This window comes from Chryseobacterium sp. KCF3-3 (genome assembly GCF_045865955.1).
Classification (GTDB): domain Bacteria; phylum Bacteroidota; class Bacteroidia; order Flavobacteriales; family Weeksellaceae; genus Chryseobacterium.
This window is the reverse complement of record NZ_AP035792.1, coordinates 4,755,214-4,777,840: the sequence shown is the minus strand read 5'-3', so window position 1 is coordinate 4,777,840 and position 22,627 is coordinate 4,755,214. Positions and strand designations below refer to the sequence as shown.

Genomic DNA, 22,627 nt, shown 5'->3' with positions numbered 1-22,627 from the left:
TTTTTATTATTGGGAATCCTGAATATTAAGGTTATATTTGTGAAAGTAAAAATACATAATGTCCGAAACACAAAATAGCAAATTCCCCATCTATGCCGTCATTGCTACGGTCCTTTTTAAGCTTCTTTTTTTATTAACGCACTACATTCAGGAAGATGCATTTATCACCTGGAGGGTTGCCCAGAATCTGTTGGATTATGGAGTGATTGGCTTCAATGGAGATACTAAAATTTCTGCATCTACCACACATCTGTATGTATTTGTATCCTATATTTTCAATCTTGTTTTTGGAAAAGAAAACTTTATTGAACCTCTTTTGATCTTTAATTCTCTGCTGTTTACCATAGGAACTTTATTGCTGTCTCATTTAGTTTTAAAAAATCCATGGCATAAAGCAATTTTTATATTTCTGATCGGGATTTTGCCGCCATCCATTAAAATTTCAATCCTTGGAATGGAATACGGAATTCTGTTTTTTCTGGAGATGGCATTATTGTATTACGGTTTCCATAAAGGGAAAAAATGGGTAGTGACACTTCTTCCTGTTTTAATCATGTTTACAAGGATTGATACAGTAATCTTCCTGGGAATTGTATTTCTTGTAGATCTATTCTGGAACAAAAAAATCAGATGGAATTATATTTTTGGCGGAGCTTTGGGAGTTCTATCTACGGTTGCTTTCAACTGGTTCTACTTTGGCGAATTGGTGAATAATACCATTACTGCAAAAAAACTGTTGTACAGTGAAAACTTTACCATTCAGCAGCATATCGGATATTTCTTTAAAAGTTTTGGAAACTTCTGGGGAATGTTGAAAGTTCCGGGAGATTTCAATCCTATGACGATTGTAGTATTGATTTTTGAATTGCTTTGTTTTATTTATCTGATCAGACAAAGAGAAAAGAGAAACTATTTTTTATGGATGATTTTTCTTTTCGGATGGTCAAAACAAATCATTTTTATTTCTCAGAAAAGCTTGTTCGACTGGTATTACTGGGTGCCGCAACTTTTACTTTTCGTTCCTGTTCTTATTTTTGTACTGGAACAGAAAGAGAAGAGAAACTTATGGTTGTCATTGCTTGTGATATTCTATATCTTCCCAATGCTTGTCTTCCAGACGGTTCACTGTATTGCCACCGGAAACGGAGAATGGAACTACCGCAGAACGATTGGTACCTTTTTAAATCAATATGAAAAAGATAAAAACCAGTGGATTTTATTGGAACCAGCGGGTTATGTACCTTATTTCTCAGGGTTAAAAACGATTGATGAGGTTGGATTGGTTGATAAACAGATTCAGGAAGAAATTAAAAAAGATAAGGTGAATTACTGGATCAACACAGTAAAGACCAGAAAACCTAAATATCTTCTTTCTTACCAGAATTTATACGAAGGAAACAATACCAATTCAGAGTACTATAAAACTCATTATAAGCTTCTGAAAGAATTCCGTGTGAAAGATCATCTGAAAAGTGACAATAAGATTTTAGAAAAAATATACAATCTGAAACCTTCCGGTACAGACTATAATTTGTACATTAGGGTTGATTAAAAGATTGAAATATTAAAAGATTGAAAGAATTGAGTAAAAGAGTTTTACCATAGCTCTTTTACTCTAATACTCTCAAACCCTCATACCCAACAATCACTGCAACCTATCATCTTAATCCTAAAACCTAAGAAAAATGAAATACTGTGCTTTTCTCCGTGGCGTCAACGTAAAAGGAACCAATATGAAAATGGCTGATGTATGCCAGGTTTTTAAAGATGCAGGAATGAAAGAGGTAAGTTCAATACTGGCATCCGGAAATATTGTTTTTTCTTCGGATAAAAATACGACAGAATTAAAAACTATTCTCGAAAAAGCAATGTCGGAACATTTTTCTTATGAAGCCTTTTTATTTGTAAAATCCCAGGAAGAAACAGAAGTTTTCTGGAACAGTATTCCTTTTGAAAAAAAAGAAGAACTTCATATTTATGGTTTTGTCGGAATTCCCGGAGTGGAAAAGGTTTTAATGGAAGAGTTTCAAAAAGCGGGTCAGGTAGAAAATGAAAAAGCGGAGATCATCAATGATATATTTTACTGGCAGGTTCCGAAAGGAAATACCTTAGATTCTACCTTTGGAAAAGTGCTGGGCAAAAAAAGTCTTAAGGATCAATTTACCAGCAGGAATGTGAATACATTTGAGAAGATTCTGAAAAAGCTGAATTAAAATATACGAATTACCTTGTGATATAGCTTCTCCAATTATATCATAACATTTATTAGAAATTCAATAGAAACGGGCTTTAGCCCGTTTATTAATAAAAGTAAAAGCCATTGGCTTCAGCCAAAACTTATCTTTGTAGCTATGGTAGAGTTTCCCACGGATTCCTCAGATTTACACAGGTTTTACCTTTGGAAAAGTGCTGGGCAAAAAAAGTCTTAAGGATCAATTTACCAGCAGGAATGTGAATACATTTGAAAAGATTCTGAAGAAATTCTAAATATATTATTGCAGATGCTTCGACAGGCTCAGCATGACGCCGTTATACATTAACTTTTAATTTATTATGAACCCGATGTTTTTTTGATAAATCATCAGCCATTATATTTTTCACATTAATATAACACATAGTTAGAGCTGTCATGCTGAGCTTGTCGAAGCATCTCCCACTTTAATAATCATAGATTCAAGAGCCTTTTGATTACTACATTGGTTATCATAGTCATAGTTTTCACATTAATAAAACACATAGTATTAGAGCTGTCATGCTGAGCCTGTCGAAGCATCTCCCACTTTAATAATCATAGATTCAAGAGTCTTTTGATTACTACATTGGTTATCATAGTCATAGTTTTCACATTAATAAAACATATAGTATTAGAGCTGTCATGCTGAGCCTGTCGAAGCATTTCCCACTTTAAGAATCATAGATTCAAGAGTCTTTTGATTACTACATTGGTTATCATAGTCATAGTTTTCACATTAATAAAACACATAGTATTAGAGCTGTCATGCTGAGCCTGTCGAAGCATCTCCCACTTTAATAATCATAGATTCAAGAGTCTTTTGATTACTACATTGGTTATCATAGTCATAGTTTTCACATTAATAAAACATATAGTATTAGAGCTGTCATGCTGAGCTTGTCGAAGCATCTCCCACTTTAATAATCATAGATTCAAGAGTCTTTTGATTACTACATTGGTTATCATAGTCATAGTTTTCACATTAATAAAACACATAGTATTAGAGCTGTCATGCTGAGCCTGTCGAAGCATCTATCAATTTAATAACCGGAAATTCAAGAATACAAAATACTCAAAGACTATTGCAGCCATAGCCTGTTAAAGCAATCAAATAATTTCCATTTGTGAAACTTTCTCAGTATTTTTACTGAACTTTTTAATTACAACAAAATGATTCAGTATTTAGATAATATTTCGCACAAAGATTCAAAAAACTTTTTCCTTATTGCCGGACCTTGTATTATTGAAGGGGAAGACATGGCATTAAGAATTGCTGAAAAAGTAATCAGCATCACCGATAAATATAATATTCCTTATATTTTCAAAGGAAGTTTCAAAAAAGCGAACAGAAGCCGTGTAGATTCTTTCACAACAATAGGTGAAGAGAAATCTCTTGAAATCCTTAGAAAAGTAGGAGAGACTTTCAATATTCCTACCACAACAGATATTCATGAGAATGAACATGCGGCATTGGCAGCACAATATGTAGATGTTTTACAGATTCCTGCATTTCTTGTTCGTCAGACCGATCTATTGGTGGCAGCAGCACAAACAGGAAAATGTGTGACTTTGAAAAAAGGACAGTTCCTTTCTCCGGAAGCGATGAAGTTTGCCGTTCAGAAAATTACAGATTCCAATAACGAGAAAGTAGCGATTATTGAAAGAGGAAATTCTTTCGGATATACAGATCTGATCGTAGATTACAGAGGAATTCCTACCATGAGAGAATATGCTCCTGTTATTTTGGATGTTACTCACTCTCTACAACAACCTAACCAAAGTTCAGGAGTTACAGGAGGAAGACCGGATCTTATTGAAACCGTTGCCAAAGCAGGAATTGCGGTAGGAGCAGACGGAATTTTCATCGAAACGCATCCTACACCGGAAACCGCATTATCTGATGGTGCCAACATGTTAAGATTAGATTTATTAGAAGATTTGTTACAAAAATTGACAAGAATTAGAGAATCGATTTTGTAATTGTTAAAAAAACATTAATTTTAGAAATTCTAAAACATTTCTTTTGAAAAAACTAGTTTTACCGCTAAGCCTTATGGTCCCTGTACTGTTTTTCTCCCAACAAAGGAAAAAAGATACAGCGACTACTAAAGTAACCGATATAGAGGAAGTTGTCTTCCAGAAAAAAGCAACAGGAAGAACCAATGACCTTACCAACGTAAGAATTTCAGCGAAAGAAGCGAAATCAGTAGCTTCTATTAATGGAGGAATTGAAGGATTGCTTAAAACATTACCTTCCGTAAACTCCAACACCGAGCTGTCTTCACAATATATGGTTCGTGGTGGAAACTATGATGAAAACCTTATCTACATTAATGATATTGAAATCTACAGACCTTTCCTGATCAGAAACTCTCAGCAGGAAGGGATGAGTATCATTAACCCGGATATGGTTTCCGCAGTGAATTTTTCTGCAGGAGGATTTGAAGCCAAATATGGGGATAAAATGTCTTCCGCTTTAAATATCTATTACCGTGAGCCTGAAAAATTTGAAGTTTCAGGAGAGGCAAGTTTAATTGGAGGAAGGCTGACAACAGGTCTGGCTTCCAAAAATAAAAAATTTACAGCCTTATTTTCCGGTAGATACAGAAACACCAATCTTGTTCTTAATACCTTAAAAGAAGATACGGATTTTAACCCGACGTACTGGGATTTTCAGTCTTATCTGAATTATCATGTGAGTGATAAATTCACGATGTCATTTATCGGATATTATTCCAAGAATGATTATCAGATGATTCCTAAAGCGAAAAGTGTTACGTTTGGAAGTCTTCAGCAGCCTATCACTGTAAATATTGGCTATGGAGGACAGGAAAATGACCAGTATAAAAATATGATGGGTACATTTTCCATGAACTATAAGCCTGCAGACAAATGGAAGCTTACCTTGGATGCTTTTGCTTATCAGAACAGAGAAAGAGAGTATTATACCATACAATCAGCTTACGAACTACAGACTTTTGATCCTGTGACCCAGCAGCCTGTAACGTCTTTCGATGTTGGAGGGCAGATAGAACATGCAAGAAACGACTTGTTTGTAAGAACATACGGAACACAGTTCAGAGCAAAATTTTCACCCAATGTCAATACAGACTTTGAGGTTGGATTTAAATATGAAAAAGAAAATCTGAAAGATCTTACCAATGAATGGAAATTGGTAGATTCTGCAGGATACAGCATTCCAAGACCGGAAATCATTGATCCGAGAACCGGAACTACAGGAGATCTTAAGCTTGCTTACTATATTGCCGGACAAAATAATATTGAGCCTACCAGACTTTCTGCCTATGCACAGTATTCTCAGAAATTCTATTGGGGAGCCAGTAAAGTATTTGTGAATGCCGGAGTACGTGTAGCCAACTGGAGTTTCAATAAAGAAACTATTTTTTCTCCAAGAGCTCAGTTTGCGATTAAACCGGATTGGGAAAGCGATATGTTGTTTAAAATTTCCGGAGGTATTTACTATCAGTCTCCTTTCTATAAAGAGATTAAAGATCTTGATGGTAATTTTAACTCCAATATAAAATCTCAGCGCTCTATTCAGGTAATTCTTGCCAATGATTACGAGTTCCAGATGTACGACAGACCATTTAAGCTGACTACGGAACTTTATTATAAGAAAATGGATAACCTGATTCCTTATTACATGGATAATGTAAGAATTCGTTATTCCGGGCAGAATAATTCTAAAGGATATGCTTATGGTATTGATACGAGATTATTCGGAGAATTTGTTCCGGGTGTAGATTCTTGGCTATCTGCAAGTTATGCAAGAGTATATGAGAATATTGATGGAAGAGGAGATATTCCGAGACCTACAGATCAGAGGTTGAGGTTTGCGATGTTCTATCAGGATTATATGCCAAGCTTTCCGTCTATGCGTGTAAACCTTACCTTAGTGTATGCGATGGGATTGCCTACGGGAGCTCCTGTAATGTTTAACAGCAACGGACAACCAGATTTTGGTTCAGCTTATAATTATCAGCAGACGCTGCCTTCTTATAAAAGAGTAGACTTAGGATTGACAAAGGTATTTATTGATCCGAAAGAAAAAAATAAGAGATCCGGCTTCTGGGGTAATTTTGAGGAACTTACATTAGGGGTTCAGGTTTTCAATGCATTTAACATCAACAACACTGTTGCTAACCAATGGATCACAGACTATAACAGCAATTATATGTATCCTGTTCCGGTACGTCTTACAGGGCGTTTCTTTAATGTGAAACTGGAATTCAAACTATAGAATTGAGATCAAAAAATAAAATAAAAGCTTCCGAAAATCCGGAAGCTTTTTTGTTTACCCGAATTTTATAACAACATTACCAAATTCTATAACAACGGTTTCAGAGATATTTTTACCTTTGTCTTACTAATGAAAAAGATTCTTGCCATATTGTTTTCTATTTTCTACTTCGGATTTTCTTCCGGAGCAGCTTTTAGCATTCATTATTGTATGAAAGAATTTGTTTCTGTAAGTCAGAAAGCAGATGACATCTGTGCGAAATGTGGTGTTAAGGAAAAAAAAGGATGCTGTAAAACGGAGATCAAAATCGTAAAAGTAGACGATTCACAGAAATCTGATTACCTGAACGTTGATTTCTTAAGTGCAGTTTCAGAGATTCCGGTGAAACATCAGTTTGCCTTCATTGATAAATCTTTTTCTGCAACCAAATTTACTCAAATTCAGATCAATGCACCGCCTGAAGGCCGTCTGATACCTATCTACATCAATCATTGTAATTTTAGAATCTAGAATTTGTCAGTCGTTCCGGTATAAGCATATACTGCTATGAGCGACATGTTCTGACGCATTTACTGATGCGTAATCCATTATTCTTTATTAAAAATTAATTCTAAAATTTAAAACAATGAAAAAATATATCATCACAGCAGCTTTATCATTATTCTCAATCGTTTCATTATCTGCACAATCTAAAAAGGATGCTCAGGTTTCTAAACTATACCAGAATTATATTGCTATCAAATCAGCGTTAGCTTCAGATGATGTGGATAAAACTTCAAAAGCAGCAACAGAATTCATTAAAACAGCTTCTGTTATTGATTATAAAGTAGTTTCAGAAGGAAACCTTAATGTTCTAAGAAAAGACGCTTCTGCCATTTCCGATGCAAGAACTATTGCCACACAAAGAGAAACTTTTTTAAACCTTTCGGATAATATGATTGCTCTGACCAAGCAGTTCAAGCTTTCTGAAAAACCAGTCTACGTTCAATATTGCCCAATGGCAGACGGAAGCTGGCTAAGCGATGAAAAACAGATCGTTAATCCATATTACGGAAAGTCTATGCTTACATGTGGAAGTGTAAAGTCGGAAATTAAATAATTACCGTACTATTCTTTAAAATAATGAGTTGCATAGCTTGAATTATAATTAACTTTAAGCTATGCTGCTTCTAAAAAAGTTCGAAATATTATGAAAAAGCTGATAATGTTTCTGGTACTTTTGTTCTCTGTATTGACTTTCGCTCAAACTACAAAAAACGTTTATACTTGTCCGATGCACCCTGAAGTGGTGTCTTCTAAACCTGGAGACTGTCCGAAATGCGGAATGACTCTGGAGAAGAAAACTCTTGCCCTAAAGTCAAAAGCAGCGGCAAAACCGGAAACGAAATCTATAACAGAGGTAAAAGTAAAATCCTCAGAAACAAAAATAAATACAACCCATTCTCAAATCACCTATGCATGTCCAATGCATCCGGAAGTTGTTTCAGACAAACCTGGAAAATGTCCTAAATGCGGGATGGAACTTGAGGAAAAAGAAGATCATTCTTCTACAGATAAACCCAAAGAAGAAGGTTCTGTTTTAAAAAGAAACTCTGAAAACGGGAGAATTACTTTTGGAGGGAAAACGGTTCGTTACGACCTCTACGTAAAAGATACTATAGTTAATTTCACAGGAAAAAACAGAAGGGCAATTGCAATCAATGGTAAACTTCAGGCTCCAACACTGTATTTTACGGAAGGAGACACGGCCGAGATCTATCTGCATAATATGCTTAAGGAAAATACAGGACTGCACTGGCACGGTGTGATTCTTCCCAATGAACAGGACGGAGTTCCTTACCTTACCACCAAACCTGTAAAACCTGGAGAAACCCATTTATATAAATTCAGAATCTCTCAAAACGGAACGTACTGGTACCATTCTCATGAAGCACTGCAGGAACAGATAGGAATGAACGGTATTCTGGTTTTCAAAAAAAGAGAAGGAGAGCCCAAAACAGAATACAATGCTGATATTCCTGTATTATTGGGAGATTGGAGTGATGATGATCCTATGCAGATTGCAAGAAGACTTCATATGGCCAATACAGACTGGTATGCAGTAAAGAAAAATGCTGTACAGAGTTACTGGGAAGCCATTAAATCCGGAAACTTTGGAACAAAAGCTCTGAATGAATGGAAAAGAATGGAAGCCATGGATGTAAGTGACGTGTATTACGATAAATTCTTAATCAATGGTACACCGAGTTCAGATTATTCTAACTTAAAAGCGGGTGACAAAGTAAGATTGAGAGTCGCGAATGGAGGTTCATCTACCTATTTCTGGCTGAATTATGGTGGAGGAAAGATAAAAGTAGTGGGAAATGACGGAAATGATGTGGTACCAGTAGAAGTTGATCGACTGATTGTAGGAGTTTCAGAAACGTATGATATTGAAGTTACGATTCCTGAAAATAAAAGCTTTGAGTTCAGAGCGACTTCAGAAGACAGAATAGGACATGCTTCCCTTTGGCTGGGCTCCGGTGAAAAGATAGAAGCTCCCAATCTTCCGAGACTGATGCTTTTTGAAGGAATGAAAATGATGAATGGTATGATGGAAATGAGTGGAAATATGAAGCCGATGAATATGACAATGGGAAATCAAATGATGGATATGAATGAAGTGATGTATCCGGAATTGTCTGAAAACCAAAGAAAAACTACAGCGAAGCATATCAATGAGATGATGGGAGTGAAAACCAAAGAAGATAAGAAAGAAAATCATTCTCAACACTCAGAAATGGAGATGAAAGAAGAGAAAACAATCAAAAGACTTTCTTACAATATTTTAAAATCTCCCGAAAAAACCATACTTCCTACAGACAGTATACGTGAGATGAAGTTTACACTGGAAGGAAATATGAACCATTATCTGTGGACGCTGGATAATAAAACGGTAACAGAGACGGATAAAATTCTGATCAAAAAAGGAGAAGTTCTTAGAATTAAACTCTATAATAATTCCATGATGCGCCACCCGATGCACCTTCATGGTCATGATTTCAGATTAATCAATTCAAAAGGAGAGTATTCTCCATTGAAAAATGTAGTGGATATCATGCCGATGGAAACTGTAACGATAGAATTTGCAGCCAACCAGGACGGAGACTGGTTTTTCCACTGTCATATTCTATACCATATGATGGCAGGAATGGGAAGAATTTTCAGTTATGAAAACTCAAAACCCAATCCACAACTTCCGAATAGAAAACTGGCCTGGAAAAACTTTATCCAAGATAATAAAATGACCAGTTCTATGGCAATGCTGGATTTAGCAAGCAATAAGATCCACGCAGAAACAATGACGATGTTTGGACCAAGATGGGCTAACCTGAGTGAGTTTCATACCAACTGGAATTTTGATCATTTTGAAGGAAGTGCAAAAGTAGGACGTTTCTTAGGAAAATTCCAGTGGGCATTGCCTTATGCAGGAATCAGGGTTCAGAAAAATCATGAGATCATGGAGAGACAGATGGCCGAAGATCTCGGAATGGAATTTCATGGAAAAAAGACCTGGTTTGGACAGCAGAAGGCTTCGAAAAATAGATTTGCATTCATTATTGGTATGCAGTATGTGTTGCCAATGCTGATTACTGCTGACGCAAGTGTTGATCAAAACGGAAAAGTTTTATTGGAGCTTAGCCGTGAAGATATACCGCTTTCCAGAAGGCTGAGAGGAAACTTTAGCATCAATTCAGATGGAGAGTTTTCTACAGGACTTCGATACATTGTTCAGAAATGGTTATCCCTTTCCGGAAACTATGATAAAGAAATAGGCTGGGGTGCAGGTATTACTTTAACTTATTAAAATAAAAAACGTCTCATTTGTGAGGCGTTTTTTTATGGGATAAAAGTTATATCTTTAGCTTTACTTCAGAAATATTATGAAAGAAAAAGTATATAGTGTAGATAATTATTGGGATATGAATGTTCTTGAGGGAATAGCTGATTATAATGGCAAACCTTGTTATTATACAAATATCTTTTCTGAGGCAGAAGATGACTGGACTAATGAATACCTTTTAACACCATTGTCAGAAGATATTTTTACTCTTGGTCTTGAAATCTGGAATTATTGGTTGTACTGGCTGAGAACTTATAATCAGACAAAAGTGCCACATCAGGTAGAATACGCAAAGCAAAGAAAAAATCACTCTTTTGACTTTTTAATGAAAGCAGATGTTGATACTGAGGAATGGTTAAAAGCTGAGCAGAATTATCAAAATCACTTTGTTTTTGATCATTATTTGAAAGCTAATCAACCTACTGTGAAGGCAAAGGGAGTATTTAATGGTAAAATAGACGGGACCGATACATTTGTAGAATGGACCAATCATGAAAACCTTTAAACTATTAAAATAAAAATAAAATCGTCTCCTAACCTATTTTGAGACGATTTATTCTTTAGGGTTATTCCAATTCTATTGGATTATAAGGAATAGGGTTAGATTTAATTGACATTTGACTACCATCTCCATTATAGGCCTTGCCGTGGAAAAAACCAGGATTGTCATAATAGGATTGTTGAATTTTTCTAAATTTATCTCTGGTTACTTTAAATATGCTTTTATCATTACGTAGATAAATATCATTTGGTTTCTGATTCACAGCAATTGCTTCAAAATGGAAATATTTTTTATCATCTTCAATTTCAAGTATTAAACCAGGTAATCCACTAAAAACATAAGGGCCATTATTAACAGGAATTTTATCTGCATACCATGCTGTATAGCTCCTGCCCCTATATTGTGTTGTTGCCTTTCTGCACTCATAACCAAGAATATTTTTCTTCTCTCTATTCATAGCCCATTTAAAAATAGGAGCTTTTTCTTCGTATTGATACTTCTCTTTAGCTTTGTCTTGTATGATTAAACTATCTGTTAATTTGTTTTTAAAGATAATATTTGTCCATATTTCACGAACTTTAAGTAGTTGGTTAATCTCTTTCCCTCCAATTCTTTCCTGATGGCTAAATTTCTCTGCTATAGAATCCTGTTGAATACCTTTATGATCACTAAATTTAGAATAACTATTCCCTAATTGTAAGATACAAAGTGTTTCCTTTTTGCTTTCAGGAGTATTAATATTATCAGAAAATTTGACCTGATAATAAATATTTAAATTACTATTTCCATATATTTTTATCTGGTACTTAGGAGCTTGAAGGGTGAAATTATCAGGAAATTTAGTATCCTGTCCTTTAATAAAGCTAAAAAGAGTAATTGAAAGCAAAATTATAAATTTCATTCTATTCGTATTAAAATTAAAAATATAAGACGGATAAATTATCCGTCTTATTGATAATTCGTTTATGCTAAAGGATAAGATGTTCCACACTTTTGTGCATTAAAGTAAATAACATCATCAGTAAAAGCCTCTACATTATCATAATCACTAGTTTCTAAATAATAAACAGCTCCACAAGGAGATGTTACTCGAATCCAGTTATAGAGAGAAGCCTTAGTATTTTTTAACTTCTTGTTATTACTTATTTTTTTCTCAATAGTTACTGCTTTTTTGATTACTTTTTTTTCAGTAATACCTTTTGCACTCATAAGACTTGCTACACTGAAGGCAGCCATGAAGATAATTTTTTTCATCGTTAAATTTTTAATTTTTTTTATAAATAATTAAGTTTTCTGATTGCAATCTGAAAACAATTTTATAAACTATTTATTTTATTATCAAATAATAATAGACTTAAATGTTGAATTCTAGTTTTATTGCTTTTTTTATTGTTTGTTTTGAAAAAAAATCAATTAAACATAAAGAAAAAAGTAATGTTATTCTTTTAAGCTGTAAACTTATTGTTTTAAAAATAAAAAGCCACCTCATTTTCACGAGATGGCTTTATATAATTAATGCAAATGCTTTTATTTAGAAGCTCCTGCAGCTTTTTCAGTCTTTGCTGGTGTATAAGTAACTTTCGAAATATCAACTGTCATTTCTTTCAGACGTTTTGCCACATTTTCAGGCATTTCTTTCTGATATCTTCCTCCGATTACTTCTGCAAGGAATTTCTCGGTTTCAGCATACATCGCCATGCTGTTTACAGGTTTACGGAATCCATGGCCTTCATCATCAGCAAGGATATAATTAACCTTTTTACCTTTATCACGAAGAGCGATGACAATCTGATCTGCTTCAGCCTGCTTTACTCTTGGATCATTAGCTCCCTGAACAATCAGTAAAGGTTTGTTGATTTTATCTACACTGAATAATGGGCTTGCATCATGCATACGTTTTTTACCTTCCTCAGTTTTAGGATCACCGACCATACCATAAAGGAAAGCACGTGCAGCTTCCCAGTAAGCAGGAACAGAATCCAGTAACGTAAATAAGTTACTTGGCCCTACGATATCTACTCCCGCAGCATATACATCCGGAGTGAAAGCCAGACCTGCCAGCGTTGCATAGCCACCATAGCTTCCTCCCATAATAACCACTTTGCTTTTATCTGCAATTCCCTGATCGATCAGATATTTTACGCCCCAGGTAATATCATCCTGCATCAGTTTTCCCCATTGAAGATCTCCACCATTCTGGAACTTTTTACCATAACCGCCACTTGCTCTGAAGTTAGGCTGAAGCACAGCATATCCTCTGTTGGCTAAAAATTGTACGGTTGAGTTATATCCCCAATAATCTCTTGGGCCTTTCGGACCTCCATGAACCAAAACAACAACAGGAACATTCTTGCCGGAAGAACCTACAGGTAAAGTCAGGTAAGCAGGAATTTCAAGTCCGTCACTGCTTTTATAGCTGATAGGGGTCATTGCAGCCAGATATTTTTCTACTTTTTTCAACTCTGTTCTTGGGGTATACTGGAATATCAGCTGTTTGGTCTTTGCATCGAAGAAATAGGCTTCTGAAGCATATTTATCTCCTCCTACAGAAACCAGAAACTTAGAGTAATCATTGGTAGAACTTGCAAAACCAACTTCTCTTCCCGGGAATTTACTTTGCAGGAATTTATAATTCGCTTCCCACGCTTTATCTTTCCAGTAGTATTCTGTTTTATCTCCGGTGTAAGAAGTGTAGATCATTTTTCTTGTATTTCTGTCTAAAAACAGTCCTCCAAAATCTACTTTATCTTTAGGATCACTTTCTATTTTTGTAATCTGTTTTGTTTTCGGATCCATCAGGAATAGTGCAGATTTATCCAGATCTCCTTTATTGGTTACCAGATAAAACTTAGAATTGTCTTCGTTCCAGTTGGAGATATAAGCACTTTCCGTTACCACTGTTTCGTAAATAGGAGTCAGTTTATCACCTTCTTTATAAAAAAACTGTGTAGTTCCTTTATCATCCGTTTTGGAAAGAACCCTCAATTTTTCATCCCAGTCAAATTCATAGCTTGTAATACGGTCTGTATTTTCGTAAATCTTTTTCAGTTCTCCTGTAGAAATTTTCAGTGAATATAAATCATGCCATGCTTTATCACGGTTATTCAATCCAATCATCAGCAAGTCAGGATCTTTTCTGCTTGCCAGATAAATACTTGCAGTAACGTCTTTAAGCGGTGTGATATTCCTTGATTCCGGAACTCCTTTTGTTACTTTTGCCATGGGATCTACTGCAAAAATATTCATGTTTTCATCTCCGTTATTATCTTTTACATACAGAATGTATTTTCCGTCTTCTGTCCAGAAATATCCATTCAACGGGCGTTTGCTGTTTGTTAAAGGACGTGCTTTCTCAAAAGGCTCATCAATTTTTTTTACCCAGATATTCATAATCCCCTCATATTCTTTTGTAAAGGAAATCCATTTCCCATCCGGACTTAATTGTCCTCCGGCAATTTCCGGGTTACCAAAGAATAAACCTCTGTCCAGTACCGGGACTTCCTGTGCTCGTGCTGTATGTACTCCTATGAGCAGGAGCAATACATAAAAGATTTTTTTCATGTTTTTAAGTTTTAGTTGTTATTAATAAATTGTTTATGATTTTTAAATTTTTATCGATTCTAACAATAATGACCTACATTTCCAGTTCAATAATTTTTTTTGCCATTTTCTGATTCATACTTTCCGGAATTAAACCTATCAGAAAATTCCGGATTGAATTTCCTTTTTCCCATTGAGAAACCTTTCCGATGGTACGGCTTGTATTAACGATATAATCAACTTTTTTTCTTCTGGTACTTTGAAATTTTTTGAAAATAGCATTGAAATCCTGATGCTTATCCAGCAATTTTCCAATGATATAAGCATCTTCAATGGCCTGGCAGGCACCTTGTCCCATATTGGGAGTGGTAGCGTGGGCAGCATCTCCAATCAGACAAAGATTTTCAGAATACCATTGAGGAATAGGAGCGAGGTCAGAAATAGTATTACAGATAATATTCTCGTGTGCTGTAGCTTCGATAATCTGTAAAACTAAGGGCGCAAAATCTTTAAAAATCTCCGCAATTTCCAAATGCCTTCCAAAGCTTTTCTCATTGATACAGGCGTACCAGTACACCTTTTTGTCGGAAATTTTTACAAATCCGAAACGTTTTCCCTTTCCCCATATTTCAAAAGCTTCCTGATGATGTTTTTCCGGCAGATCAAAGTCTACCAGACCACGCCAGCATTTCTGTCCGGAGTTCCGTATCGTACCGGTTTTCAGGATTTGATTTCGGATGGGAGATTTAATACCATCTGCTCCAAAAACGATTTTACTTTCAATCCGGTTTTCATTTTCAAAGTCTAAAAAATAGTTTTCCTCTTTTTTTATTTTTTGTAATGAATGGTTCAGTTGTATAGAATTGGGACTTAAATTTTCGGACAGAATTTTCTGAAGCTCAGCCCGATGAATCGCTACATTGCAGGAATTATACTGAGTTTCCAGTTCCAGGATTTCTGTTTTTGAAATAGGCTGGAAGGATTCGTTAGCGATAACAATTCTGTGAATTTTATTGCCTGCATTTTCAATCTTTTCTTTTAAACCCAAGCGATCAAAAACCTGCATTGCATTTACCGCCATCATAATTCCCGCTCCTACAGGTTTTATTTCAGGAGCAGATTCATAGATCGTGAAATCATACTGATGTTGTTTCAGTACATTTCCGAGGGTAAGTCCTCCGATTCCGGCTCCGATGATTGAAATGGTGTTCATGTATATTAATTTTTTGGCGTTCGCTAGAGTGCGAAAAATGTTTTTGTTTAATCTATAAAGTTAGAATATAACTTTCCGATACCTTTTTGAAACCATATCTGCTAAAAAAGTTGTGCGCTCCATGATTATTGACTCCGCTTTCCAGCAAAATGAAACTGATATTCCAGTTTTTAGATTCATGAATGGCTTTCTCCAAAAGTGTGCTTCCAAGCGACTGACCCCGTACAGACTGATCCAGCAGCATGTCCTCAAGAATCGCATACTTTTTAAAAGGACTGTTGATTACATTGAAAACCATCATTCCGACAATTTCTCCGTTTTCATTTTCTGCAATTAAAATATTCAGTTTAGAACTGCCATCAGAGTTGAAATCAGTGATTAATTGCTCTGTAAGAATCACTTCGAGATCAGGATTCCAGTGGTGTGAGTCGATGGCTCTTCCGGACATCATTTCACCATGAGAAATATAAGAATCTGTTTTATGCGTAATAAAAAAATCTACGAGTTCTTTGATACGGCTTTTATCGGTAAGCCATTTTGTGCTGTATTTCATAAGGTGTAATGATGTTTATTTTAATTTTTTCAGCTCTTCAATTAGTGTATTCTGCTTATTGATAAACTGATTGAGGCTGTCTGTTTTCAGAGGATGAGCAGTTTGGTATTTTTCAATTTCAGGAAGCGTTTTTCTGATTTTGAATACAATATATTGATCATAAAGCGTTGCTTTGTTCGCTTTTATTTTTCCGATGAGGTTTCGGATAGTTTGTGTTTTTAGATCATATTTTTCAGCGCTTGCTTTTATCTCTTTTTCAATTTGTTTCTTTGTAACAGAATCGGTTACCGAATTTGACAGTGCCGTTGCATCATTATAATATGTTTCCGATTTACCGATAATATCATCATATTCCGAAATGGAGGTTTCAGCATCCTTTTGAATATTTTCTATTCTTGTGTCAAGATCCTGTAAAGCTTTATCATTTTTTATCAGCTCCTGATAGATTTCATGAACAAGGTTTCCTTCACGTGAGGAGTATCTGGTGTTTTTTTTAATAGCTCCTGAAACTGAAGATTCAGCATTGTCAACTGCGTTTTCTACCACAGGTGCCTGCTTCGATTTGTTTTCTCTGCAGGAAAGTATAGATAAGACCAGTGCAGAGACGAAAAGTATTTTTTTCATAGTATGTTTTGTTTTGGTTGAAAATCAGCATCAAATCCAAAGAATTTAAAATTAATCATTTCAATTCTAACACAAGTGATTAAAGGATATGATTTTAATTAGTTGAACAAACTTTGAAAAATGTTACAGGAATAAAAAAAACGGAGCCTGAAAACAGACTCCGCCTATAAAATTTTTTACGCTAAAATTATTTACCCAGATAAGATTTAAGAATCTTGCTTCTGGTATTGTGTTTTAGTCTCTTAATTGCTTTTTCTTTGATCTGACGAACTCTCTCTCTTGTAAGATCGAAAGTTTCACCAATTTCCTCTAAAGTCATTGGGTGCTTTCCGTTCAGTCCGAAGTATAATCTTACAAGATCAGCCTCTCTCGGAGTCAAAGTATTCAATGCTCTTTCAATCTCAATTTGTAGAGATTCAAGCATTAAATCTTTATCAGGACTTGGTGATTCTCCTGAACGTAATACATCATAAAGATTAGAATCTTCACCTTCTACTAAAGGTGCATCCATAGACAGGTGTCTTCCGGAGTTTTTCATAGATTCTTTGATATCTTCCTCGCTCATGTCAAGAACTTCGGCCAATTCTTCCGGAGAAGGTGGTCTTTCATTTTCCTGCTCAAGGTGAGCGTATGCTTTATTGATTTTGTTGATAGATCCAATCTTGTTCAACGGTAGTCTTACAATTCTTGACTGTTCAGCCAATGCCTGTAAGATTGATTGACGAATCCACCATACTGCATAAGAGATAAATTTGAAACCTCTAGTTTCATCGTACCTTTTTGCCGCTTTCATTAATCCTAAGTTACCTTCATTGATCAAATCGGGTAAAGAAAGACCTTGATTTTGGTATTGCTTGGATACAGAAACTACGAAACGAAGGTTGGCTTTGATTAATTTCTCTAGTGCGGCTCTGTCGCCTGCACGTATTCTTTGCGCCAATTCTACTTCCTCGTCCGCAGTGATCAGTTCCACTTTACCAATTTCCTGCAAATACTTGTCTAATGAAGCAGTTTCCCTGTTGGTAACCTGCTTAGTGATTTTTAATTGTCTCATTTATTTTTCCTCAAAAAAGAGTTACTATAATATATACGTATGGAAAGGTAAAAAGGTTACACAAGGTTCAATATTTTTTGTATTATGTATACAGTAAAATGCATTATGGTATAATGAAATGGATTTAACTATTTGGTATTAAGTGTTTTATATTTGTTTTTATTAAAAAAATAAAATTTAAATTAATAATTAAAAACCCTGTGTTCATTTGAAAACCCTGTAAATTCCTTAAACCTTAAACCTTAAACCTTAAACCTTAAACCTTAAACCTTAAACCTTAAACCCTGAACTTTGAGCAAAAAAAAAACGAAACCGAAGTCCCGTTTTCATCTCTAAGAGTTATACTTTAAATGGTATTGTTAAATAACCCGCAACTCGTAACCTGTATTTAGAAAAGCTCGTTTAATACTTTCGCCAGTCTTAATCCTCCATATAGAAGCTGTCTTTCCATCGTATCATTAAATTTATACTGATAGTCATAAGATAACTTAGAGTCGTTAGGAGTCTGTGCGTAGATTTTGTTAGCGATTTTATGAGAATCATATAACCAGTCTTCCAGCGTTCCGGATTGAATCTGTGCTACTTCTTCTTTAGATTTGATATCTAAAAGCTTAGAATATTCTGTATAGCTGTATTTTTGAGAATCTACTAATTTCCCATCCCAAACAGAGTGTAAATTGGTTTTTTCCCCGAAATAAGTAACATTGATTTTGTTTCCGCCCAAATCTTCAGCTCTTCCTACGTGTAACGGCTGTGCAAGGTCTCCCATAATGTGGATAAGGAAGATTAAAGCAATTTTTCTGTCTTTTTCAGAAGTGTTTTTGTCTTTGATCTGGCTGGATAATGTATTTACCTGAGTATAAAGGCTTGGTCCTGCCTGTGCTTTTAAGTTTTGCTCAAAAGCTTTAAAATCAGTCATTGGGTCAATGTTTACATAATGCCATGATGAAGCCTGCTTCCATGCCCCTGTGGTATCAGATTTGATAAAATCCGGCCAGTTTGCCCAATAAGCCAGACGTTCTTTCCCCATCATTTTTTTAATCTCTCTTCTTGCTTTGCGCGAAAGGTGGTTTTCAGCAATGTCTGCGATCACTCTGTGTCCCGTTAATCCCCACGCATAAGAATAAAGTGAAGAGGCCATGAATGCTAAAATCAGAATTTTAGAATAAATACTTTTCATTTTAAATAACAATTTTCAGTCTGCAAAGATACGGCCCGCTTTCGGAATGAGCATGCATTATTCTGAATTTATTCCATATGATGATATTAATAAAATTTAATTTAAATAAATACATAATACGATCGTGTTTGAAAAGAGTAGAAAGCAGCAAAGCAATGGCAGAAAACTCTTCATATACTATATAAGAACAATAGTAAAACCTTCATCACAACCTTAAACCCTGAACCTTAAACGTTAAACTTTAAACTTTAAACCTTGAATCTTCAACACTAAAGAACTGATTCTGAATAGTTAATTTTAAATTTTAAAAAGCAAATAAATAGTGTATTTACCGTATTTTCACGGAATTTGTAGAAAATTATTCCGATTAATGTCAATAAATTACTACTTTTAAAATAAAATTATTGTTAAAATATTTTTTCAAACTTATGAGATATATTATCTTTACCAGTCATAATCAGAGGAAACACTATGTATGAGAACAATATTGTAGATATGCATTACAATAAGCTGCAGACAGATTTTAAAGCTGAAGCTGTGGCCGTTAATCTCTTGAAATACCACCGTGCGGTAAGCAATATATTCATTGAACGTGTTGGTGTGAACGACCGTGCTTACCTGAAAGACATTAAAAGTATTTCAAGCAGTTATTTGGGATTTGATGAGGAAGTATTTACCATAGAGAGTTACAGAGAAGGTATTTATGATTACCTTCCGGAAGGTTTGTTCCATCCACCGTCTCTTGGGGCTTCCAGAAAGAATGTAGATACTGTGGTAAGGGAAATCCGGAAACAGAAAAGAATAGAAGATGATGCTCGTAAATTTTTCCGTCCTTTTGAACTGGAAGTATTTTTTACAGAGATCAGTGCTTTGCTTAAGGAATCAGAATTTGATATCACAAGCAATACAGATTCTTTACTGGAAACAGTAAGTGAGCTTTGGCCCATGATAAAAATGCTGGACAAGCAGAGTGCTTATATTTTCATGCATATTTTACCTTTTTTCCATCAGATCAGAGGAGATAAGAGATGGTTTGAAAGATGTATGACCGCTTTTCTGCAGGTACCGGTAAAAGTAACTTTTTCACCTAATATTATTGACGGAATTGAGAAAAACGATGATTCTATGTTATTAGGAAATTCCCGATTGGGAGTCACCTATATTCCAAGCGGACCTCATATGGATGGGCAGCGAAACTGGGTGGTAAACATTGGCCCTATTCCTTATTGGGAAATGAAGAAATATATACCAGGAAGTCCGTTCAGAAATGTGCTTCAGTCACTGTATGATTATTTTCTTCCGGTAACAGTGGATGTGGAAGAGAATTTTGTCACAGAAAAAGAGGAATATTCATTCAGCCTTGAGGATGATGAAAGAAATGCCAGCCGCCTTGGATACTCTACATTCCTCTAAATTATTTTATTATATTTACAGCTACCAACAAAATATAAATTCGAAAAGAAACAAATGGAAATTTCTTCAGTAAAAGGTATTTTTTTAAGGTATATCTTAATGCCTTTAATCGCAATTATTATGATGGTTATACTTGGTGTAATCAGGAGAAATAAGCCTGCGATAAAAATTAAAGTAATTATTATATACGTATTGCTGTGCAGTTTATGTCTGGCTATCCCTGGCTTTTTTGGATTTGCCGGAAACCTTTTTAATCCGTACTGGTATCTTATTGCACAGGTGATCTACCTTATTTTTGGGATTATTCATGTGAATCTGCTGCATAAATATTTCAAAAAGCACATTGAATCTCTTGCAATGAGTATTCTGTTTGAATCTATACTTTCGCTAACATGTATAGCTTTAGGAGGGTACCTTTTTACCCTGATTTTTAACTGGATGAGTAAAGGAACAGGATATGCTGTAATGGCGGCAACAAGTATGGTGATCTTTGTCGTTCCGATGGTATTTTATTACTGCTATATCCAGTTTATCAGTATTCCTTTTGATATTTATAAAACATGGAGATACTCACCGGAGCAGAAACTTCCAGATTTTGAAGGTGCCGATTTTGACAGATTAATGGTGCTGAATGTTGAATTGAGCAAAAAATTAGAAGATACCAACCGTTTCAGAATTAAAGCCAAAACACTTCCTACGGGAGTTACTTTCGGAGATTGGTTCTACAGAGTGGTAGATGATTACAATCATAAAAATCCGGGATCTATCATTCATCTTTCAGACGATGGAAATGAACCGTATTACTGGATTTTCTATACCAAAAAATCGTTTTTCAGCTTTAGAAAATATATAGATTTCGACCACGACATTACAGCAAACAACATTTCTGAAAATGAAGTGGTGATTTGTAAGAGAGTGATACAGCATGAAGAGGAGGGAATCACAAGAAAATCATAAACACAAAAACTAAAAAGTATTACACATGATACAGCCTATTAAACATTTTGCAATCAATTGGGTGGATGGGATGAAGGTTTCCCAGAGACACCTGAATGATCAGGATAATTTCTTAATTGATACCATCAGAGATTCTAATTCCCTTGGAATTACTACATATAACTACGGGCTTTTGCCTATTTCCAATGAATTTACAGACCGTACCATTTTTGATGTTCACAATACAGCAACCAATGATGTACAGTTGGTCATCAAGCGTTGCAGTGCCGTTACAATGGCAGGATACCGTATTGAGCTTACAGACAGAAGAATCAGTGTAAAGTCTTTGGCAAAGTCAATGAACGAAGAGCAGGCAGATGGAGAATATTACATTCTGATTTCTGTAAATCCTTTTGATAAAGTGCCTTTCGGAGATATTGATCCGGAGGAAATTCCACCACGTCATCCAAGTGCACAGCCGAACCATCATATTGAATTGCTTCCTGTAACGTCTTTAAACAGCAGTTATTCAGGAGGAAATTACCTTATTATCGGTAAGGTAGACTTAAAAGGGAATATTGCTCAGGTAGATTCCAATTTTATTCCACCTTGTACTTCCGTACAGAGTCATCCGGCGTTAGTAGAATATTACAACAGCTATGCCAAGTCTATCGGAAATCTTCAGCAGTACGCTTTTAAAATCATTCAGAAAGCATCCCATAAAAACCAGAATACAGCTTTAGCACAAAACGTTAAGTTTTTGTGTACTACAATGGTGAATACTTTTGGAGATATGTATTTCCAGTTCAGAAATATTACGCCTTGGCAGCCACCTGTATTTTTGATTGAGTCTTTTGCGAGACTGGCGCTTCATTTATACAATTCAACCCAGCTTCTTGTTCCTGCAGAATTGGAGGAAATGCTGAACTACAGTTTGGAATGGAGTGAGATTGCCCCTCATACTTTACTCAACCAGTTGTCTATTGTAGCAGAAACGAATTACGATCACCATAATTGTGGTGAACCCCTGCTTTATATTCAACAGATGCTGAGAAGCCTTGAAATTATCTTCTCTAAACTGAGCGAGCTTGATTATATCGGTCAGAGAAAAGAAAATATCATCGTTAATGAGCAGGAAGTTTCCACGAACACAAACCCAAAAAGAGGTTGGAGTGTTTTAGATTAAAATCACTTGTTAAAAATAGAGTCCCGGATGAAAATTCGGGATTTTTTAT

19 protein-coding genes are annotated in these 22,627 nt (G+C 35.3%); 11 read left to right on the top strand and 8 right to left on the bottom strand.

The features are described from left to right. The first annotated feature begins 58 nt into the window (after positions 1-58). The 8 genes from ACKTTZ_RS21265 (at position 59) to ACKTTZ_RS21230 (ending at position 10,882) form a co-directional block, all read left to right on the top strand. Positions 59-1,552, top strand: a complete 1,494-nt coding sequence (locus ACKTTZ_RS21265) for a hypothetical protein (protein ID WP_034697774.1) — start codon at positions 59-61, stop codon at positions 1,550-1,552. 133 nt (positions 1,553-1,685) lie between these two features. Then, the gene (locus ACKTTZ_RS21260) at positions 1,686-2,213 is read left to right on the top strand and encodes a DUF1697 domain-containing protein (RefSeq protein ID WP_407846566.1); all 528 of its coding nucleotides are present in this window, start codon (positions 1,686-1,688) and stop codon (positions 2,211-2,213) included. Between the two features lie 1,190 nt (positions 2,214-3,403). Then, positions 3,404-4,213 carry a 3-deoxy-8-phosphooctulonate synthase gene (gene kdsA / locus ACKTTZ_RS21255; protein WP_034697782.1) on the top strand — a complete coding sequence of 270 codons (810 nt, stop codon included), beginning with the start codon at positions 3,404-3,406 and terminating at the stop codon, positions 4,211-4,213. A gap of 43 nt (positions 4,214-4,256) precedes the next feature. After that, positions 4,257-6,494 carry a TonB-dependent receptor plug domain-containing protein gene (locus ACKTTZ_RS21250; RefSeq protein WP_407846565.1) on the top strand — a complete coding sequence of 746 codons (2,238 nt, stop codon included), beginning with the start codon at positions 4,257-4,259 and terminating at the stop codon, positions 6,492-6,494. A 129-nt stretch (positions 6,495-6,623) separates the two neighbouring features. Then, positions 6,624-7,004: an HYC_CC_PP family protein gene (locus tag ACKTTZ_RS21245; RefSeq protein ID WP_253317674.1), complete on the top strand. Its 381-nt coding sequence runs from the start codon at positions 6,624-6,626 to the stop codon at positions 7,002-7,004. A 115-nt stretch (positions 7,005-7,119) separates the two neighbouring features. Then, entirely contained in the window at positions 7,120-7,593 is a 474-nt protein-coding gene (locus ACKTTZ_RS21240; protein ID WP_407846564.1) for a DUF3347 domain-containing protein, read from the top strand. A 90-nt stretch (positions 7,594-7,683) separates the two neighbouring features. Further along, positions 7,684-10,341 (top strand): multicopper oxidase domain-containing protein, encoded by a 2,658-nt coding sequence (locus ACKTTZ_RS21235; RefSeq protein WP_407846563.1) that lies wholly within the window; start codon positions 7,684-7,686, stop codon positions 10,339-10,341. Between the two features lie 76 nt (positions 10,342-10,417). After that, positions 10,418-10,882 carry a hypothetical protein gene (locus ACKTTZ_RS21230; protein WP_407846562.1) on the top strand — a complete coding sequence of 155 codons (465 nt, stop codon included), beginning with the start codon at positions 10,418-10,420 and terminating at the stop codon, positions 10,880-10,882. Between the two features lie 61 nt (positions 10,883-10,943). Here ACKTTZ_RS21230 and ACKTTZ_RS21225 read toward each other — a convergent pair whose 3' ends face one another. The 8 genes from ACKTTZ_RS21225 to ACKTTZ_RS21190 form a co-directional block, all read right to left on the bottom strand. Further along, a complete protein-coding gene (locus ACKTTZ_RS21225; protein ID WP_407846561.1) occupies positions 10,944-11,780 on the bottom strand; it encodes a GLPGLI family protein in 837 nt (278 codons plus the stop codon). Positions 11,781-11,842: 62 nt separating this feature from the next. After that, on the bottom strand, positions 11,843-12,133 hold the full coding sequence (locus ACKTTZ_RS21220; RefSeq protein ID WP_034697798.1) for a hypothetical protein: 291 nt from the start codon (positions 12,131-12,133) through the stop codon (positions 11,843-11,845). A 273-nt stretch (positions 12,134-12,406) separates the two neighbouring features. Further along, positions 12,407-14,440: a S9 family peptidase gene (locus tag ACKTTZ_RS21215; RefSeq protein WP_407846560.1), complete on the bottom strand. Its 2,034-nt coding sequence runs from the start codon at positions 14,438-14,440 to the stop codon at positions 12,407-12,409. 73 nt (positions 14,441-14,513) lie between these two features. After that, positions 14,514-15,632: an FAD-dependent monooxygenase gene (locus ACKTTZ_RS21210; RefSeq protein ID WP_407846559.1), complete on the bottom strand. Its 1,119-nt coding sequence runs from the start codon at positions 15,630-15,632 to the stop codon at positions 14,514-14,516. Between the two features lie 52 nt (positions 15,633-15,684). Beyond that, on the bottom strand, positions 15,685-16,185 hold the full coding sequence (locus ACKTTZ_RS21205) for a GNAT family N-acetyltransferase (protein ID WP_407846558.1): 501 nt from the start codon (positions 16,183-16,185) through the stop codon (positions 15,685-15,687). Between the two features lie 15 nt (positions 16,186-16,200). Continuing rightward, complete coding sequence (locus ACKTTZ_RS21200; protein WP_407846557.1) at positions 16,201-16,809, bottom strand: hypothetical protein; 609 nt, start codon at positions 16,807-16,809, stop codon at positions 16,201-16,203. A 187-nt stretch (positions 16,810-16,996) separates the two neighbouring features. Then, the gene (locus ACKTTZ_RS21195) at positions 16,997-17,863 is read right to left on the bottom strand and encodes an RNA polymerase sigma factor RpoD/SigA (protein ID WP_002979276.1); all 867 of its coding nucleotides are present in this window, start codon (positions 17,861-17,863) and stop codon (positions 16,997-16,999) included. 388 nt (positions 17,864-18,251) lie between these two features. Further along, a complete protein-coding gene (locus ACKTTZ_RS21190) occupies positions 18,252-19,043 on the bottom strand; it encodes a S1/P1 nuclease (protein ID WP_407846556.1) in 792 nt (263 codons plus the stop codon). 471 nt (positions 19,044-19,514) lie between these two features. Between ACKTTZ_RS21190 and ACKTTZ_RS21185 the strand changes: the two genes are divergently transcribed. The 3 genes from ACKTTZ_RS21185 (at position 19,515) to ACKTTZ_RS21175 (ending at position 22,578) form a co-directional block, all read left to right on the top strand. Then, positions 19,515-20,456, top strand: a complete 942-nt coding sequence (locus ACKTTZ_RS21185; RefSeq protein ID WP_407846555.1) for a type VI secretion system baseplate subunit TssG — start codon at positions 19,515-19,517, stop codon at positions 20,454-20,456. A 120-nt stretch (positions 20,457-20,576) separates the two neighbouring features. Then, the gene (locus ACKTTZ_RS21180) at positions 20,577-21,413 is read left to right on the top strand and encodes a TssN family type VI secretion system protein (RefSeq protein ID WP_407846554.1); all 837 of its coding nucleotides are present in this window, start codon (positions 20,577-20,579) and stop codon (positions 21,411-21,413) included. Positions 21,414-21,438: 25 nt separating this feature from the next. Next, entirely contained in the window at positions 21,439-22,578 is a 1,140-nt protein-coding gene (locus ACKTTZ_RS21175) for a hypothetical protein (RefSeq protein WP_407846553.1), read from the top strand. The last annotated feature ends 49 nt before the right edge of the window (positions 22,579-22,627 follow it).

Coding starts and splice junctions, on each gene's coding strand:
- ACKTTZ_RS21265 (WP_034697774.1), top strand. CDS start 59: ATGTCCGAAACACAAAATAGCAAATTCCCCATCTATGCCGTCATTGCT.
- ACKTTZ_RS21260 (WP_407846566.1), top strand. CDS start 1,686: ATGAAATACTGTGCTTTTCTCCGTGGCGTCAACGTAAAAGGAACCAAT.
- kdsA (WP_034697782.1), top strand. CDS start 3,404: ATGATTCAGTATTTAGATAATATTTCGCACAAAGATTCAAAAAACTTT.
- ACKTTZ_RS21245 (WP_253317674.1), top strand. CDS start 6,624: ATGAAAAAGATTCTTGCCATATTGTTTTCTATTTTCTACTTCGGATTT.
- ACKTTZ_RS21240 (WP_407846564.1), top strand. CDS start 7,120: ATGAAAAAATATATCATCACAGCAGCTTTATCATTATTCTCAATCGTT.
- ACKTTZ_RS21235 (WP_407846563.1), top strand. CDS start 7,684: ATGAAAAAGCTGATAATGTTTCTGGTACTTTTGTTCTCTGTATTGACT.
- ACKTTZ_RS21230 (WP_407846562.1), top strand. CDS start 10,418: ATGAAAGAAAAAGTATATAGTGTAGATAATTATTGGGATATGAATGTT.
- ACKTTZ_RS21225 (WP_407846561.1), bottom strand. CDS start 11,780: ATGAAATTTATAATTTTGCTTTCAATTACTCTTTTTAGCTTTATTAAA.
- ACKTTZ_RS21220 (WP_034697798.1), bottom strand. CDS start 12,133: ATGAAAAAAATTATCTTCATGGCTGCCTTCAGTGTAGCAAGTCTTATG.
- ACKTTZ_RS21215 (WP_407846560.1), bottom strand. CDS start 14,440: ATGAAAAAAATCTTTTATGTATTGCTCCTGCTCATAGGAGTACATACA.
- ACKTTZ_RS21210 (WP_407846559.1), bottom strand. CDS start 15,632: ATGAACACCATTTCAATCATCGGAGCCGGAATCGGAGGACTTACCCTC.
- ACKTTZ_RS21205 (WP_407846558.1), bottom strand. CDS start 16,185: ATGAAATACAGCACAAAATGGCTTACCGATAAAAGCCGTATCAAAGAA.
- ACKTTZ_RS21200 (WP_407846557.1), bottom strand. CDS start 16,809: ATGAAAAAAATACTTTTCGTCTCTGCACTGGTCTTATCTATACTTTCC.
- ACKTTZ_RS21195 (WP_002979276.1), bottom strand. CDS start 17,863: ATGAGACAATTAAAAATCACTAAGCAGGTTACCAACAGGGAAACTGCT.
- ACKTTZ_RS21190 (WP_407846556.1), bottom strand. CDS start 19,043: ATGAAAAGTATTTATTCTAAAATTCTGATTTTAGCATTCATGGCCTCT.
- ACKTTZ_RS21185 (WP_407846555.1), top strand. CDS start 19,515: ATGTATGAGAACAATATTGTAGATATGCATTACAATAAGCTGCAGACA.
- ACKTTZ_RS21180 (WP_407846554.1), top strand. CDS start 20,577: ATGATGGTTATACTTGGTGTAATCAGGAGAAATAAGCCTGCGATAAAA.
- ACKTTZ_RS21175 (WP_407846553.1), top strand. CDS start 21,439: ATGATACAGCCTATTAAACATTTTGCAATCAATTGGGTGGATGGGATG.